Origin of the sequence: Nonomuraea sp. NPDC050691, assembly GCF_040654455.1 — a bacterium.
Lineage (GTDB): Bacteria > Actinomycetota > Actinomycetes > Streptosporangiales > Streptosporangiaceae > Nonomuraea.
In genome coordinates, this window is sequence record NZ_JBFAIA010000079.1 from 19,281 (window position 1) to 35,585 (window position 16,305).

Annotated in this window: 15 protein-coding genes; 2 read left to right on the top strand and 13 right to left on the bottom strand. The window is 69.9% G+C overall.

Translation table 11 applies throughout. From position 1 onward, the window contains the following. Positions 1-3 precede the first annotated feature (3 nt). The 8 genes from AB0H81_RS25700 to AB0H81_RS25735 form a co-directional block, all read right to left on the bottom strand. The gene (locus AB0H81_RS25700) at positions 4-1,002 is read right to left on the bottom strand and encodes a hypothetical protein (RefSeq protein ID WP_358379416.1); all 999 of its coding nucleotides are present in this window, start codon (positions 1,000-1,002) and stop codon (positions 4-6) included. 162 nt (positions 1,003-1,164) lie between these two features. Continuing rightward, positions 1,165-1,488, bottom strand: a complete 324-nt coding sequence (locus AB0H81_RS25705; protein WP_358379419.1) for an arabinofuranosidase catalytic domain-containing protein — start codon at positions 1,486-1,488, stop codon at positions 1,165-1,167. Next, positions 1,485-1,682: a cellulose binding domain-containing protein gene (locus AB0H81_RS25710; protein ID WP_358379453.1), complete on the bottom strand. Its 198-nt coding sequence runs from the start codon at positions 1,680-1,682 to the stop codon at positions 1,485-1,487. The genes AB0H81_RS25705 and AB0H81_RS25710 overlap by 4 nt, the downstream gene beginning before the upstream one ends. A gap of 43 nt (positions 1,683-1,725) precedes the next feature. Next, positions 1,726-3,285 carry a cellulose binding domain-containing protein gene (locus AB0H81_RS25715; protein ID WP_358379456.1) on the bottom strand — a complete coding sequence of 520 codons (1,560 nt, stop codon included), beginning with the start codon at positions 3,283-3,285 and terminating at the stop codon, positions 1,726-1,728. 39 nt (positions 3,286-3,324) lie between these two features. Continuing rightward, positions 3,325-4,608, bottom strand: coding sequence for a cellulose binding domain-containing protein (locus AB0H81_RS25720; protein WP_358379422.1), 1,284 nt, complete (start codon positions 4,606-4,608; stop codon positions 3,325-3,327). A 649-nt stretch (positions 4,609-5,257) separates the two neighbouring features. Next, complete coding sequence (locus AB0H81_RS25725) at positions 5,258-7,348, bottom strand: hypothetical protein (protein ID WP_358379425.1); 2,091 nt, start codon at positions 7,346-7,348, stop codon at positions 5,258-5,260. A 717-nt stretch (positions 7,349-8,065) separates the two neighbouring features. Continuing rightward, positions 8,066-8,911 carry a cytochrome c biogenesis protein CcdA gene (locus tag AB0H81_RS25730; protein WP_358379427.1) on the bottom strand — a complete coding sequence of 282 codons (846 nt, stop codon included), beginning with the start codon at positions 8,909-8,911 and terminating at the stop codon, positions 8,066-8,068. Between the two features lie 36 nt (positions 8,912-8,947). Next, positions 8,948-9,526 (bottom strand): redoxin domain-containing protein, encoded by a 579-nt coding sequence (locus AB0H81_RS25735; RefSeq protein WP_358379430.1) that lies wholly within the window; start codon positions 9,524-9,526, stop codon positions 8,948-8,950. A 553-nt stretch (positions 9,527-10,079) separates the two neighbouring features. Here AB0H81_RS25735 and AB0H81_RS25740 point away from each other — a divergent pair. Next, entirely contained in the window at positions 10,080-11,573 is a 1,494-nt protein-coding gene (locus AB0H81_RS25740; protein ID WP_358379433.1) for a vanadium-dependent haloperoxidase, read from the top strand. Positions 11,574-11,773: 200 nt separating this feature from the next. On the opposite strand, the gene AB0H81_RS25745 is transcribed toward AB0H81_RS25740, so the two are convergent. The 4 genes from AB0H81_RS25745 to AB0H81_RS25760 all read right to left on the bottom strand — a co-directional run bounded on the left by AB0H81_RS25745 (position 11,774) and on the right by AB0H81_RS25760 (position 14,861). Next, positions 11,774-12,334 carry a carboxymuconolactone decarboxylase family protein gene (locus tag AB0H81_RS25745; protein ID WP_358379436.1) on the bottom strand — a complete coding sequence of 187 codons (561 nt, stop codon included), beginning with the start codon at positions 12,332-12,334 and terminating at the stop codon, positions 11,774-11,776. Continuing rightward, positions 12,334-12,933, bottom strand: a complete 600-nt coding sequence (locus AB0H81_RS25750) for a TetR/AcrR family transcriptional regulator (RefSeq protein WP_358379439.1) — start codon at positions 12,931-12,933, stop codon at positions 12,334-12,336. Before AB0H81_RS25750 ends, AB0H81_RS25745 begins: the two co-directional genes overlap by 1 nt. A 733-nt stretch (positions 12,934-13,666) precedes the next feature. After that, positions 13,667-14,134: an NUDIX domain-containing protein gene (locus AB0H81_RS25755; RefSeq protein WP_358379442.1), complete on the bottom strand. Its 468-nt coding sequence runs from the start codon at positions 14,132-14,134 to the stop codon at positions 13,667-13,669. Between the two features lie 10 nt (positions 14,135-14,144). Then, entirely contained in the window at positions 14,145-14,861 is a 717-nt protein-coding gene (locus AB0H81_RS25760; RefSeq protein ID WP_358379459.1) for an XRE family transcriptional regulator, read from the bottom strand. Between the two features lie 200 nt (positions 14,862-15,061). Here AB0H81_RS25760 and AB0H81_RS25765 point away from each other — a divergent pair, with 200 nt between their 5' ends. Next, positions 15,062-15,397 carry a hypothetical protein gene (locus AB0H81_RS25765; protein WP_358379445.1) on the top strand — a complete coding sequence of 112 codons (336 nt, stop codon included), beginning with the start codon at positions 15,062-15,064 and terminating at the stop codon, positions 15,395-15,397. Positions 15,398-16,111: 714 nt separating this feature from the next. On the opposite strand, the gene AB0H81_RS25770 is transcribed toward AB0H81_RS25765, so the two are convergent. After that, positions 16,112-16,305: hypothetical protein (locus AB0H81_RS25770; RefSeq protein WP_358379448.1), on the bottom strand; the 194-nt coding region annotated here is incomplete at its 5' end.

Consider the following 16,305-nt stretch of genomic DNA (forward strand, 5'->3'; position numbering starts at 1 on the left):
GGCTCAACGCTCGGCGAGCGCCCGGACCTGGAACCCGGGCATCCGCCGGGCGGACACGGCGAGGATCAGGACCACGCACGCGGACACCAGCCCGCACAGACCGAGCGCGGCCTGAAGCGTCAGGGCGTCGGGGTGAAGGAGCGCCTGTCCGCGCTGCGCCTGCCACAGCACCAACCCGGTGAGCCCCGCGTATCCGAACGCCGCGACGATCACCAGGGCCGTGCGGGTGGCGACGCTCGACAGGACGGGGAGGCGGCGCGCCGACAGGCGCAGCCCGATCGCGACCAGCGGGATCACCTGCAGCGCGTGCAGACCGACGAAGTGCGCCACCCGCAGGTCACCCGAGCCGGTCTCCCACCCGGTGACCGCCATGCTCGCCCCGCCGTCGGGCGCACCGACACTGTGCGCGCCGATCGTGGTCAGGCTCAGCCCCCTGGCCAGTCCCTCCGCCTGGTCCGGCGTGGGAGCGGTCATCAGGTAGCCGACGGACATGCCGGCCAGCGAGATGATCAGCCCGAGCGGGATGGCCCACGCCATCGCCCTGTCCACCCGCCGCTGCGCCACGAGGAAGACCCCCATCGCGAAGGTCATCAGCCAGCCCATGTACGCGGCCCCACCCATGATCATGAACACGGTGGTGTCGAGCCCGGTGGAGAAGTTGAAGTGGCTGGGGACGCCGCGCGCCGCCTGGAAGGTGATGGCCGCGATCTCCGGGGTGACGAACCCACCCACGGCCACGGTGCCCAGCCACCACAACGTCCGCCGCCAGCGCCCCGCCTGAGCGATCATCCAGGCCAGCGTGATCGCGTACAGGCCGAACGAGACCGCGAACTTGAACGGCTTCAGCCACACGCCCTGCCCCATGAGCGTCCGCCCGTCCACCACCAAGCCCAGCGCGCTGACCAGGGCCAGCACCGCCATCGCCGCCGCGCACCAGGTGAGCGGTCCGTGCCACGAGGACGTGACCTTCCGAAGTTCCCGGCGCTGCAGCAGGGCTCTCATGACGACTCCTTCTCATCGACTGAGTACAACCCTGCTGGTCCAAGGCCACGCCAACCAGAGACGCGATCATCGACCGGGCATGACGTCGTCACGAACCAGACATCTGCCCCTGGTGCCCTGTGCTCGGGAACCGGCGATCCGCCAGGTGTTGTCGGCGCCGGCTCACCTGTAGCCGGCGGCGACGATGTCGGCCTGGACCGCGTTCTCGGTGGCGTCCGACGGATAGCCGGAGGTCATCACACCCTCGTAGAACGTACCGGCGGCACCGTGGCTGTTGTCGCCGCCGATGCCGAGGATGATGGCCCCTTCCTTCTTCATCGGGTTGTAGCCCGGCACGTCGGGGCGCGCCCCGTTGTAGAAGGTCGACAGGCCGCCCGACTGCGCGTTGCCGCCCCGGATGGCCCAGTGGTTGGGCTCGCCCTTGATGACGGCGGTCAGGTACCGGTGGCTGATGGTCGGGTCGTTGGCGTTGTACTTCTGGTTCACGCCCGAGAGCTGGTGCTGCCGCCGCTGGGGATGCTGCCGTTGTAGTCCACGTTGGTGACGGTGACCTGGGCACCGGACTGGGTGCAGGAGCCGCTCCAGAGCTGCGTGACGGCCTGCCCGGCGGGGAACGACCAGGTCAGTTTCCAGCCGCTGATCGGGTCGCCGAGGTTCAGGTGCCTTCCTCTCCTCGCGATGTGATCCGGCTCCCTGACCGGGGGCCGGGTTCGCGGGCTCCGGCTAAGGGCTCGTGCAGGTGACGCCGGCGGGAGCGGTCGAGCCGGCGCCGCCGGCGGTGAAGCCGAACGTCGTCGAGCCGTTGCCGGCGATGGTGCCGTTGTAGGAGGCGTTCTTGACGGTGATCGCGCCGCTGGTGCCGGTGTTCACGCCGTTCCACAGGCTGGTGATGGTCTGTCCGCCGGCCAGCGTCATCTTCACGGTCCAGCCGTCGAGCGGGGACGGCCCGTCGTTGCTGACGGTCACCTCGCTCTCGAAGCCGGTGCCCCAGTCGTTGACCAGCCGGTACGCCGCCGTGCAACCCCCCGGGTGGCCGCTCGGCGTCGGTGACGGCGTGGGCGAGGGAGGAGTGCCGCCGCTGACCCGGTACACGACGGTGCCGTGCGACGGCACAGTGGCCGAGATGGTGCCGGCGCTGGTGCTGACGGCGTTCGTCCACGCGTCGCGCAGGGTGAACGAACCGCCCGCCAGGCCGATCGCGGACGCGGTGGTGCTGACCGTGGTCGTGGTGCCGCCCTGGTTGAACAGGGCGACCGCGACGTCGCCGTTGCCGAGCCGCTTGGCCAGCACGCGGCGGGTTCCGTCGTTGCCGACCTGGCGTGCCTGGAGGCCGAGGGGATCCTGGTTGATGGCGATCAGGTTCTGGTTCTTCAGGATGGTCGCCGTCGCCTGGCTCATGGCGCGCAGGTCGTTCCCGGCCATGAGCGGGGCGGCCATGATCGCCCAGAGGGCGAAGTGGCTGCGCATCTCGGTGTCGGTCATGCCGCCCCGGCCGACCTCCATCATGTCCGGATCGTTGAACGCCCCGGGCCTGGCGTACGACGCGAGCGGGATGGTGACGTTGACGATGTTCTGGATGCCCATCGGGTACCCGTTGGTCTGGCCGGTGTCCCACTTGTTGGTGATGTCCTCGGTCGTCCGCCACATGTTCGCGACGTCGCCCCAGTCGCGCTGCGGCCCCGTCTTCGCGTGGATGCTGTTCGGGTTGATGCTGTAGACGATCGGACGTCCGGTCGCCGCCAGCGCGTCACGCATCTTCGCGAACGTGCGGACCTGGTCGTCGATGGTGCCGTTCGGTGAGCACCAGTCGTACTTCAGGTAGTCCACGCCCCAGGCGGCGAACTGCCTGGCGTCCTGAACCTCGTGCCCCTGGCTTCCGGTCGCGCCCGGGTAGCCGCCGAAGTACTGGGCGCAGGTCCTGTCCACCGGCACCTGGTAGATGCCGAACTTCAGCCCCCTGGCGTGCAGGTAGTCACCGAGGGCCTTCATCCCGCTCGGGAACCGCGACGGGTTGCCCTGCAGGTTCCCGGCCGAGTCGCGAGCGGGGTTGAACCAGCAGTCGTCGACCACGACGTACTCGTAGCCCAGGTCGCGCAGGCCGGAGCTGACGATCGTGTCGGCCATCTGCTTGATCAACGTTTCGTTGATGTCACAGCCGAAGGTGTTCCAGCTGTTCCAGCCCATCGGGGGCGTACGGGCCACCCCGTTCTCCAGGGCGCCGGCCTGGCGCTCCAGGGCGATCGAGCCGCCCAAGAGAATGCCGGCGGCCAGTAGAGCTCCCACTTTGCGCAAGGCCCCTCCTCGGTGCGGGCGGCGGACATGTCACGGGCTGGTGCAGGTGGCGGTGGGAGTGGCCGCGGTGCCGTTCGCGGTGAAGCCGAAGGTGGTGGACGCGCCCGCCGCGATGGAGCCGTTGTACGGGGCGTTGCGGACCGTCACGGCCGAGCCGGAGACGCTGTGCGTGCCGTCCCACAGGCTGCTGATGCTCTGCCCGCCGGGCCAGGACCACTCCACGGTCCAGCCGTCGACCGGCGCGGTGCCCGCCCGGACCGTCACCGTCGACTGGAACCCGCCCGGCCAGCTGTTTACCGTCTCGATGACCGCCGAACACGCGCCCGGAACCGGAGTGGGAGTCGGGGTCGGGGTCGGCGTCGGGGAGGGGCCGCTCTGGAACTGGGTGAAGAACTTCCACACCTCACCCGGGACCCAGGTCCGGGAGCCGCTGTCGCCGCCGGCCCCGTCCTGTGGCGCGGCGATGTGACCTTCGTCGAACGCGGCCCAGACGACCGGATGGCCTGCCGAGCACCCGGAGTAGGTGGTGACTCTGTGCGTCCGACTGCCCTGCGCCGGCTCGGGCGGGCTCTGGGCGGCGCAGCCGTTGTTCCTGACGAACCTGTCGCGCAGCGATCGTCCGCCGGAGATGTTGAGCACGCTGTCCCGGATGCCGTGGATCCCCATGTACGCGATGGGCTGCGCGCCACCGCCGCATCCGCTGAGCTGGCCGCCGGACTGGACCGCGACCGCGCGGAAGACGTTCGCCCGGGCACACGCGAGCGCGTACGACATGGCGCCGCCGTAGCTGAAACCGGTGGCGAAGAGCTGCGTCGTGTCGACGCAGAGGGCTCCCTCGATCTGCCTGACCATGTCGTCGACGAAGGTCAGATCTTCACCGCCCGAGTTGCCCCAGCCGTTGTTGAGGCCCTGGGGGGCGACGAAGATCGTGCTGTTGTTCGCCAGGCGCAGGAGCCCGTAGTAGGCCCAGACGTCCCGTTGCACGGTCTGTCCCGTGGCGACATCGGTGGCGGTGCCACCGAGCCAGTGGAAGCCGAAGACCAGCCGGTAGGGATGGTTCCTGTCATAGCCGTCCGGAACTCGCAGGATGTAGCTGCGGTTCTTGCCGCTGCTCTGAATCGTGTGTGTGCCGCTCGCCAGACCGGGGGCCTTGCCACATCCGGCAGTCGGCGCAAGAGCGCTGATCGCGCCGGTGAGGGACGGCCTGGTGCTGGTGCTCAGCGCGGGGGCACCCATGGCCAGGACGGCGAGTGCCGCGACCGCGGCAGCCGTCAGGACGGCCATGACGGTGCATAAGGGTCTGCGTCTGCGCATCGGGCAACCCTCTCTGCCGACCGGATGCCGGCGTGCGTCGATGGGGGGATCAATCGCAGGAGGTGCAGCAGGTGGAGGCGTCGGCCGGCCGGCATGCGCGTGCTGGGTAGAGCGCTCACGGGATGCGACGCGGCCGGCAACCCCCAGCCGCTCACCACCGACCCGGCAGGAGGCCGCTTCGGCACTCAGTGTGGAAACCGCACCGAAACCTGTCAAGGCGACTCCGGCAAGTTTCGCGGCGGCGTGTTATCCCCATCCTGTTCGGCCTGCGACGACGAATGCCATGGATGTCGAAACTTTCCGCCTTGCCCGGCGTACAGCGCCCTTTCGAAGACGGACTGCCCACCCTCACCCAGATCGTTACCGTTGCCATGGCCTGCAACTTTCATTCATGGGCCCCCGGTACCCGTCCTGGTGGGAGCAGCTGAGACACGCCCCGTGGGCCGGGCGCCGGCGCGGCGAAGAGCCGGACCTTGACGGAGCTCCCTCGCGTCGTATTAGCTCCGCGGCACCACCACCACATGCTCCGACAGAACCGAGAGGACCGGCCGCACAGAGATTGTTAGCGTTCACAACGGTAGGAAGCTCCCACGATGACATGAGACAAGTTCCTCCGCGTGTCTGCGGTGCGCGGTGATGAAGGGCGACGTCAGCCCATCGCCGTCAGGGTGTCGCGCAACCGGCGCAGGTCCCGCATGCGGGCCTCGTACGTCGCCCCGACCACCACGAGCAGCAGCCCGCCCACAGCGATCGGCACCCAGTGCGGCACCGTGAGGAGCATCTGCGACACGTACGGGGCCAGTTCCCGCACCGCGACCCCGGCCACCACGACGGCTCCGATCGCCGTGGGCGCCTGGAGCCGGGACCGGGCCCCGGAGACCAGCACAGCCAGCGCCAGCACGCCGAGCGCCAGCGACCGCCGCCATTCCGTGTCCGCGTAGACCGCCACCAGGCTGGGCAGCATCGTGAAGGAGAGGCCCGCGCCATAGGCCGCCCAGGACGAAACCGGTGCGCCGCGCCGCCGCCACCACCAGCCGAATCCCAGCAGGACCAGCGAGCACGGCACCGTGTACGCCTCGACGACGGTGACCTCGTCCGCCGCCAGCCGCAGCCACGAGGCCGGCAACAGCAGGGTGGTGCCGGTGTACCTGAGGCCGTTCGCACCGCCTCGGCCGGCCGAGCCCGCCCACAGCGACGTGAGCAGCACCAGCACCCCGGCCACGGCGAATCCCACGCTCGCCGCGACCAGGACGCGCAGGCCCAGCGAGAGTCCCACCGCCACCGCCTCCAGCCCCAGGAACAGCGCGGCGAAGCCCAGCCCCCAGACCCGGAGCTCCTTCAGCCTGGCCGCCAGCGCCATGGCGGCGGCGGCCACCGCCAGGACCGGCAGCACGATCAGCGTCGCCGGCTCACTGCCGAACGCGTACGCGACCGCCCGTATCGAGGCCGGACCGGCGACGAGCGCGCAAGCCACCGCCCACCAGGGCGCCCGGCCCAGCGTGGCGGCCATCGCCAGAGCGACGGCCAGCACCACCTGCACCGCCATCGCGGCCGGGTAGGGCATCGCGAAGGCGTGGGCGGCGACCGCCACCATGAGCGCCCCGGCCACCAGCGCCCCGGACACCGCCACCTTCACCAGCCGCCCGCCGATGCCGCGCACGGCCGTCGCCAGGAAGCCGGCCGCCACCACGCCCAGCACCACCACGTCCGCCGGCGACACCGTCTCGAACGGCTGCCACTGCCGTCCGTTCCACGTGCCCGTCCAGAGCACGTCCAGCCAGGGGAGCGGCGCCGCCAGGGTGGCAACGAGCCGAGGCATCAGCGTCAGCGTGGTCAGCAGCGCCACCAGCCCGCCGGTGGCCATGCCCGCCAGCCGTGCCTTCCGCCAGGGAAGCCAGGTGGCGGCGAGCGCCACCGCGACTGCGGGAACGAGGTAGGCCAGGGGACGCCAGTCCGTGCCCGGGCCGTCCAGCGCCGGCAGCGCCAGAGCGGCCGCCACGGCGATCAGCGTGAGCGCGGTTCCGACGGTGACCACGGCGGCCCAGATCTCTCCCTCGGCCTTGCCCGGCCGGGCCAGCAGCCAGGTCACGAACCCGCCGAGCAGAGCCAGCGCGACCAGCGGCGCCGACCTGACCAGGGCCTCACCGACGGACGGGGACCCCAGCGCGTACGGCGCGCCCCCCAGCAGGGCGAGGGTCGCGACCCCGGTGCCGGCCAGGGCGGCCGTCACCCTCACCGCTCCCCGGCCGAAGCGGACCAGTGCGACGTCCAGCGCCGCCGTGGCCACCAGCACGGCCACCAGCCAGGTCGCCGACCAGTCGCCGGCCAGCAGCGGCAGCACCGGCTGCGCCAGCACCACGGCGACCGGAGCGGGCCCGCGCAGCCGGGTGACCCGGGCATAGGCCACCAAGATGAGCGCGACGACCCCCAGCACTCCCGCCGTGTAGTGCAGCACGTCGAGGGCGTCGACCCCGACGAATCCCACCCGCCTGGCCGCGTAGCCGTCGAGCAGCAGCAGCGCGACCGCGAACCCGGCCACGGTCTCGGCCGTCGCGGTGAGCCTGCGCCGGATCAGCGCCACCGGCGCCAGCATGACCAGCGCGGTGAACGCGGCCAGCACGGCCGCGCGCCCGCCGATGCCGAGCAGCCCCCAGCTCACCACGGTGAACACCACCGCCGCCACCGTCAGCAGCAGGCCGCCGAGGATGAGCAGGACGTTCTTCGCGGCGCCCGGGGACACCTCCCGCGATGGACCACCGAGCCCCGCAGCTCCGGCCCCCGCAGCTCCGGCCCCTGCCGCTCCGGACCCTGCCGCCGCTCCCGGGTACGGCGGCAGCGCGCCCCCATAGGGAGGCGCCGCACCCGCAGGCCCCTGACTCACCGCCTCCGCAACTGCCATGCCAGGACCCGCCGCACCCGCGCCTGTCGACCCTGGACCCGCCGCGCCGGCGCCTGGTGTCCCCTGACCCGGGGCGCCGGCGCGCAGGATGCCGAGCAGTTCTGTACGGCGGGCCTGCAGCCGCGTCAGCTGATCCTTCAGTCCGGGGAGAGCCTGGTCCACCTGCCAGAGTTCCTGCGCGGCGGGTCCCTGCAGAGGCAGCGCACACTTCGGGCACCTGGCCACCGGTTCCGGAGACCCGGTTCCGGGCAACATCGCCCCACAGTCCGGACATGTCATGCTTCCGCGCACCGAAACTCCGTTTTAAGCCGGTCGAGATGCCCATATTCAACCCTGACGTCCTTGCGAACCACTGTCACCGGGCACCACGAGCGACGGCCCGGCGATGCAAGCGGAGTGACGTCCAGGACATGGCCACCCAACCGAACACGTAGGTCGGACAGGCTGCGCCACATCCAGCAAGGCCGCGCCGAACAGGAGGCCGCCAGGAAGCCCTGATCTCTCTACGCCTTGTTCGAGTGCCCTGACAGCGACATATTCAACGCACTTCCGCGGCGTCTAAAGGGTCCGATCACGTCGTCGCGTCAGGCGCAGCGCGAGCGCCACCATGACAAGCACAGCAAGCGCGCCGACGATCCAGCCGGTGCCCAGTTCCGCCAGCCAGCGGGCGATGACGGCCTGCACGCGTGTCGCGGTGCTCACGATCGGGTCGTCGGCCGCTCCTCCGGCCAAGACGCGCAGCTCATACCAGCCGTAATAGACGACGTACAGGCCGGCCAGGGTGAGCAGGGCGCCGCTGGCCCTGGAGACGTACGGCAGCAGGCGCCGCAGCCTGGCGACCACGGCGGCGCGGGCGAACGCCACCGCCAGCGACAGGACGGCGATGACCAGGCCCATGCCGAGCGCGTAGGTGGCGAAGGCGGCCGCGCCGCCGAGCAGCCCGCTGCCGGACAGGGAAGCGGAGGTGACCACGAGGAACGGCCCGACGGTGCAGGACAGGGAGGCCAGCGCGTACGACAGGCCGTAGCCGTACAGGGACAGCGGCGAGGCGGTGGGGCGGCCGGTGCTCAGCCCCGGCAGGCGCAGCAGCAGTTCGCGACCGGACAGCAACCACAGGCCCAGCCCGACCAGCACCACGCCGATGCCCAGGCTCGCCCACGGCAGATGGCCACCCACCGACACCGCCAGCGCGGTGGCCACGATCCCGAAGAGGCCGAAGACCGTGACGAAGCCGGCGGTCATCGCCGCCGCGAGCATCAGCGCCCGTCCGACAGTCCCTCGACGTGCGCCCTCCTCATCGTTGAGGAGCAGGGTGAGGTAGGCGGGCAACATGGCGAAGCCGCATGGATTGAACGCGGCCACGGTGCCGGCGGTGAGCGCCAGAGCCAACGGCAGATCGTTCATGCCCGCTCCCGCGAGCTGCAGGCGGACACGGCCGAATCACCGGCCCAGGAGTTTGCGCAGGTGCGCGTCCAGCTCGTCCTGGCTGAGCGGGCCCGTGGCCTTCTCGGTGGAGCCGTCCGGCTTCATGAACACGAACGTGGACTGCTCGCTGACACCCAGCTTCGTCCAGACCGCGCCCTTGGCGTCCGACAGGTGCACGAGGTGACCGGTACCGGTGCGCTGCACGAACTCCTTCATCGCCGCCTCGGTGTCCAACCCCGCGACCCCGACGAACGCGACCTCGCTGTACTGGCCGGCCGCGGTCTTGACCGCGGGCGCTTCAGACAGGCACTTGGGACACCACGGCGCCCAGAACCAGAAAGCCACTGGCCTTCCTGCCAGGCTCGCACCCCGGAAGGTCGCACCGTCCAGCGTCCGGGCGGAGAACTCCAGCGTGGCGGGCACACGAGCCTTGTTCGCGGGTGCCGGCGACGTGGTCGGCGCAGGCGTCAGGGACGTCGACGGCGGCGGCGCGGGGGTCACGGCGGACGTGGTTTGATCCTGCCCTGGCCCGCCGCACCCCGTCGCCAGCAGGGCAAGTGCCGCCGTGGCGAGTGCTGTTCGTACGGGGATCATGGCGTCCACCTTAGAAGCGCGGATCCGCGTCACTTCTTACCAGCCGATGACGGCCACGCGACCCGGTACACGCCGGCGCCGGAGCGATTGAGCCGCCGCATCGTCAGAGGCGGCGCGTGGATGCGGCCGGGTGCGTTCCCCTTCGCGGGTGACTCTTCTCCACCACTGGGTTGAGGCGCGCGCAAACCTACACCGGGTGATGGAGGCGCATATCAACTCCTGGCTTGATGCTGCGACGGCCTCAACTTTTTTACCGTTGGGCAGCCGGCCCGGATCCAGCCGCTGCACCAGCTCCTCTGACCCTCAAGTCTCGTCTTCTCTTCGTCGGTTTCGGGAGTCGCGGGGACAGCACCTATGCCAACGGCCACAACGGGCCGCCGCCGTATTGACGACAAGCCTTCTTCCCTCCTAGTGGCATTCGCTGGCCAGGAACCTCCAGGAATGCCTGCTCCACCTGCCTGGCTGGGGGCTGCCGGCCCATCTCGCCGCCCCGTTCCGCCTCGGATCTGACTCAGCGCCATCGGTCACCTACCTGCGACATTCGGAGGCACAGATGAACGACAGAGCAACGTACCGCCCGCGGGGCTTCGTACGGGCGGGCACCTCAGGCGGCGGGCGCACCCGCTGGCGGCGCCGGGCCACGGCGCTCGGTGCGGCGCTCCTGATGGCGGTCGCCGGCCCGGCAGTCGTCACCCCACAGCCCGCCGCCGCGGCCGTGCCGCATTTCGACGGCGACCCGACCCAGTACTGGAACGCCGTGCTCGTGGACGTCTTCCGGCAGCTCAACGGCCCGGACGCGGCACCGGGCAAGCTGGCCAGGGCGGCGGCGATGATGAACGCCGCGCTTTTCGACGCCGAGACCATGTACCACGACAAGTGGCGGGTGCGTAGGTTCCGGCCGTATCTGCAGGCGGGCAGCTACTTCTCCGTGGCCGAGACCGATCACGAGGAAGAGCGGGTGATCGGCCGCACGGCCTACAACATCCTGCTCGACCTGTACGGCACGGCCACCACACACAGCCCGAGCATGACCAGCCTGCTCGACCAGCGCTTCACTTACCGGTTCGGCACCAGCCCGGCGGACTTCGACTATCTCGACCTCCAGGTCGTCAGCTCGGTGGTACAGCGGATGCGGCAGTTCCGCAGCGGCGACGGCTCGGCCAACCCCAACCTCTACACGCCCGCCGGGGTGCCCGGCTCCTGGCGTCCCACCGGCGATCCCGGGTGCAGCAGGCCGGACCAGGCGGGGACGCCGTTCTGGGGGCAGGTCAAGCCCTTCGCGCTCACCTCAGGCTCGCAGTTCAGGCCCGACACTCCGCAGCGGGCCGGCAGCTACGCCGAACTGCTGGCCGACCCGGAGTATCAGCGCCAGGTCAACGAGGTACGTCGGCTGGGCGGCGCCGCCTCCACCGCCGCCACCCGGAACGAACGCACCGCCGACCAGACCGCCGCCGCCAAGTTCTGGGCCAACGACGTGGACGACACCTACCGGCCGGTAGGCCAGCTCCTCACGCACACCGGTCAGGTCGCCCAGCAGCTCGGCGTGGGCGACAAGTACGAGAGCGCGCGCTTGCACGCTCTGGTGTCCCTCGCGCTGGCCGACGCCTCCATCGCCGCCTGGGACGCCAAGTATCTGACGGTGATAGACCTGTGGCGGCCGGAGAGCGCCATCAGGGCGATAGATCCCGACTGGCGGCCCTTCTCGGTGGACCGCAACGGCACGCACTTCTCTCCGTGCTTCCCCGCATGGGTCTCCGGCCACGCCACCTTCGCCGGCGCCTGGGCCGGGGTCATGAAGCGCTACTTCAACGGCAACGCCACCTTCACCGTCTCCACCGAGGACCCGACCAGCCCGGTCAAGAACAAGACGTTCACCAGCTTCGACCAGGCGGCGCAGGAGAACGCGCAGAGCCGAATCTGGCTGGGCGTGCACTACCCGTGGGACGGCAGCGACGGCCTTGTGCTGGGCGAGAACATCGCCACCCACGTTTTCACCAACAAACTGACCCCTCTGCCCAGCGCACCGCTGAAGGCCCGCTCACACTGAGCCGGCCACTGATCAGCGGCGAGTTCGACGAGCCGGCCGCAGAGCAGGGGCGTCCCCCTTGCTCTGCGGCCGGCCGCCGCGCACTCTGCCGGAGCTGCCGCCCATCACCGCCCCTGACGACCGGCTGCCGCGGCGCAACGGCTCGGCGACGATCCTGCGCCGGACCTCACCCCGGGCCGGCCGCGAGCAGAGCAGGGTGATCACAGCTCCTGATCGCGGGTCCATTCCTGGCCCTGCCAGGCCGGGTCCAGCGGGGTGTGGGCGATGTGGTTGGTGTAGTTCGACAGTGTCTTCATGCCGACGCCGAGCACGATGTCCAGCACGTGGCGGCGGGTGTAGCCGGCCGCCAGGAACGCCTCGACCTCGGCATCGTCCACCCAGCCGCGCTGGGCGACCATCGCCTGGGTCAGACGCCGGGCGGCTTCCAACGCCTCGTCCTGCAGGGGCTTGCCCGCGCGCAGGGCGTCGACCACCTCGGCCGGGACGCGTGAGCGCAGCGCCAGGGTGGAGTGCGCGGCCACGCAGTACTCGCATCCGTTCTCCACGCTGGCGACGATCCACACGACGTGCTTGGCCGGTCCGGGCAGGGAGGACTTGCCGAACTGTTCGGCCAGGGCGTTGTATCCGGCCAGCAGTTCGGGTGATTCGGCCATCACCCCGTTCAGTGTGGTCACGAACCCCATGCGCTTCCTGGCCGCCTCCAGCATCGGGCGGGCCGCCTCGGGGGCGTCACTCTCGTCATAGACGCGGAAATCGATCATCACTTCTCCTTCGTGTGGGTGAAACCGTCCAGTACGGTGCGCACGCCCGCCAGCAGGTCGGCGGCCTCGGCTCCGGCCCGTGAACGCAGGTTGACCCCGTAGGCCAGCAGCGCCAGCGCCTCCGCGCCCGCCTCCGGGTCCAGGTCAGGACGCACCTGGCCGAGCTCGGCCGCGGTCAACAGCGCGGCGCGCATCGCGGACCGCAGGGCGGCGTGGTGGGCGTTCAGAATCTCCCGGACCTCGGGAACCTCGCGAGCGGCGCCCGTGTGCGTGTTGGTGACCAGGCAACCCCAGCGGGCGTGCTCGCCGGTGCAGCGTGCCGCAACCAGCCGTTGGAAGAAGCCGGTGATGGCGGGCAGGCCGCGCTGGTCGGTGACGAGCGCGGCGAACACGGGGCGCGACTGCCGTTCCAGATAGCGGCGCAGCGCGGCGGCCTGCAGTCGCTCTTTGCCGCCGAAGGTGGCATACAGGCTGGACCTGCTCAGGCCGGTGGCCTGCACGACGTCGGCGATGCCGGTGACGTCGGCGCCGCGCTCCCAGAACAGGCGCACCACCTGGTCCAGGGCCACGTCGGGATCGAAGTGCTTGACGTCCGGCATCCGCCGACCTCCTTATCTTGGAACGACTATTCCAAGATAAGGAGTGGCGGCGCTCTAACGCAATCTCACGCGACAACTATCCGAGGCCTGTCAGCGTCGTGATCGCCATGGCGTCGATGCCGGCCAGCGCCGCGGTGGTGTAGGCGCTGTCGCCGGGGTCGTCGGGATCGTCGGGGAAGAGGTGGCCGGGGCCGGCGCCCGCGGTGAGGATCAGGCCGCCGATGGCGCTGCGCGGTCATGGCGCTCGCCGTCTCACCCTTGGGGGTGACGGCCAGGATGACGCCGGGCATCGCGGCCGAGAAGCCGCCGACGCCGAAGCCGAGCACGCTCATCGCCGCGAACAGTTCGGCCAGGTCCGACCGGGCCGCCGCGAACAGGGCGAACCCGGTGGGCGCTGATCGTGATCAGGCCCGTGCTCCAAGGGGGAGCGGTGGCCATGGATCGCATCTTTGAGATGTGATCGGGAACGGTAGTCACGCAGACAGCAGAATGGCCGCTTCCCGAAGATCGGTCAGCGGCCTTTTTGCTGGTCAGAAGGGTGGGGCTACCAGGACTTGAACCTGGGACCTCTTCCTTATCAGGCAACCACCGTAGGAGCGGGACGGTGACCAACGCCCGCTCCTACCTGGGAGAACAGTCCGCTGAGATCCACAGCGGTCCGGACTGATCCAGGGCGATTGTCACTCAGTTCGTCACTCACCCTGAGACTTTCGCCTTGTGGAGTTCCGGGATGTCAATCGACGTGGGAGTGCCGTCCCTCCAGATAATCCCGGAGCTGTCGCCACTGCGTGGGGTGGATGTCGAGATCGGACAAGCTCTCCGGCGCCACCCACCGTACGTCGCTCGCCTCGTCGTTGGCTCCCGGCTGACCACCGATGGGCCGGGCGATCAGCATCACCTCGTACTCCTGCCGGATCTCCCCGTCCGTGTACGCCACGATGTGGCCCGGATCGGAGTAGACGCCCAGCAAGCCCACCGGCTCGACCCGAACACCGGTCTCCTCCGCGGTCTCGCGCACGGCGCACTCGGTGGGGGTCTCGCCGATCTCCATCTTGCCCATCGGCAACGCCCACTGTCCGGTGTCGCGTCGACGCTGCATGAGGATGCGTCCCGCCTCGTCCACCGTGACCGTGCCGCACGCGGGCACCAGGCTGTTCGCCTTCGGTGCGTTCGGGTCGTTCCAGTACTCGACTCGCCCCACGGGATGCTCCTCAGATCTCCGCGCCGGACCACGGCATCGCCCCGGCCCACACGCGCTCAAATGACGTGATGTAGTGCTCCGCGATCGTCCCTCCGTCGAGTCGGCGGAAGTGGAAGGTCGGATTGGCCGAGGCCGGTTCGCTGTACGCATGCGGGTTGACCAGGATGTCATCGTCGTAGCGGAACAGCGAGGCGTACAGCGTCGTGGAATGCAGCCGCACGTCACAACCGTCGAGATCGGGCAATGCCCGGTAGTACGTCAGCGAGGAACGGATCTTGGCCGCCAGGGTTCCGCCCAAGCCCTCCTCCCGGTCGCGGATTTCCACTGCCTGGGCCGTGGGATCGCCGAAGCACAGCCGGACCGTCACGCCGCGTCCGGCTGCCTCGGCCAGCATTCGTGCCACCTTCGGCTGGGTCTGGGCATAGAACGTCCCGGAGAAGACCAGCACGTCCACGTGCTCCTGGGCCTCGCTGAGCAGTCGTAGCCACAGCTCACGAGGCACGCTCGCCCGGTCCGGAAAGATCTCGACCAACTCGGACCGGTTCGCCCGGCCCCTACGCTCCTGGCTCGTCTCCAGCACGTCGGGCCACAAGTACGTCTCGTCAGCGGCGAGTAACTTCGCCGCCGCCCACCTGTGCCGGCGATGCGGAACCCGGGCGGTGTTGATCCACCGCTCGACGGTCTTGGGCTCCACCCCGCATGTCTCGGCCAGGTCCTCCAAGGCCACCCCGTGTCGCAACATCGCTGTCCGTAGACGCTCGTTCACGGATCCAGTGCACCGAACGTCCCCGGACGTTTCAAGACTCTCTTGGGACGTTTCCTCGTCCGCCAACACGTCCCGACAACGCTCGTCGACGAAGTTCAAAGGTCCCGTCCACCCGGCTTCACTGAACGTGCCGGTCAACCACGGGCCTCAGGAGGTGGGTGATGACCACGCAGCTCACGGCGCCACGCCTCGCGTCGGTGAACCCTCTGCTTGCTGCCGAGCAGCTACAGCAGGAGCTGTCTCACCAGGGCATCGCAAGCGATGTGCACGACGGCTACCGGCTCGCCCTCGTGTCAGTCAGCGTCGGCCTGGTCGTGTGGTGTGACGGCGCCTGGTTCTGGAGGCGCGTCGGATGGAACGGGCATCGCAGGCGAGTCCTGTATGCGCGCCACCCAGCGGCCGAACCGGCACGTGCGGCTCGTCGGGTCGCCTTCCGGTATGCCGATCTCCAGGAACAGCACGCGCCGTCCGCCGTGATCGCCGAGGCCGGATCGTGAGAGATCTCCATCACGCCATTGGCTCGCTCGCCACCATCGTGGACATGCTGCACAGTCCCGCATGCACTCGGGACTTCGCCACGTCGCTGGTCGGTCGGAGCGGGCGGATGACGGGCCTGCTGCGCAACGGCACCTATGCCCTGGTCGAACTCGACGGCGAACCGGGTGAACTACCGGGAGGGATACGGCGCTGGCCCGTCCACTGGGACGACCTGAAGCTGAGCCAACCTACGACACGGCCCGAGTCAGCCGACGCGTACCGCCTCGGACTGTCCGGCTTCGGCCGCAACGTCGTGCACCACGCGGTGCCTCCAGGGCGAGAGGCGGGTCTTTGCGGTCAGCGGGCCTACTCTCTGCCGGTCCTGGGATGGTCTTTGTCGTTCAGCACTACAGCCGCGCGGGCGTGTCCGGCCTGCGTCCACCTGATCGCGACCTGTGGACGGGCCACTGCGGGATCGACTCCTGGCGCTACGGGGTGTGCCGAGAGCTTCCCGGCCTCGCGTCGTCGCCCTCAGCGGCTGGTGCATCCCACGGCCACTCTTCCCCCGCCCCCGATAGCTGCCCGATTGTGTGTCCCGACCGAGGTGTCAACTCCGTCTTCCGATGCCGTCACCCGTCGGCGTTCCACGCGGCCCACACCACATGCCGCACAGACGGAGTTGACGCCGACCGAGGGACACGAACAATGCGGTATCGGGGGCGGGGGTACGGACCTCAGCCGGCAAAGCCATGTGTGATCGGAGTGGAGCGGCCGGCGCCCATGCGAAGCACCCCGCAGGAGCCGCGAAGCGGTGGGGGCCAGCGGCGGAACGGCCATCGTTCTGAGGTCATCGTCTGCGTTTGTCGTTGCGCCGCCTCGGAGCGGTCGCGCGGCGGCTCGGTGCCGAGCGTCAGCGTACGGCGGGCGA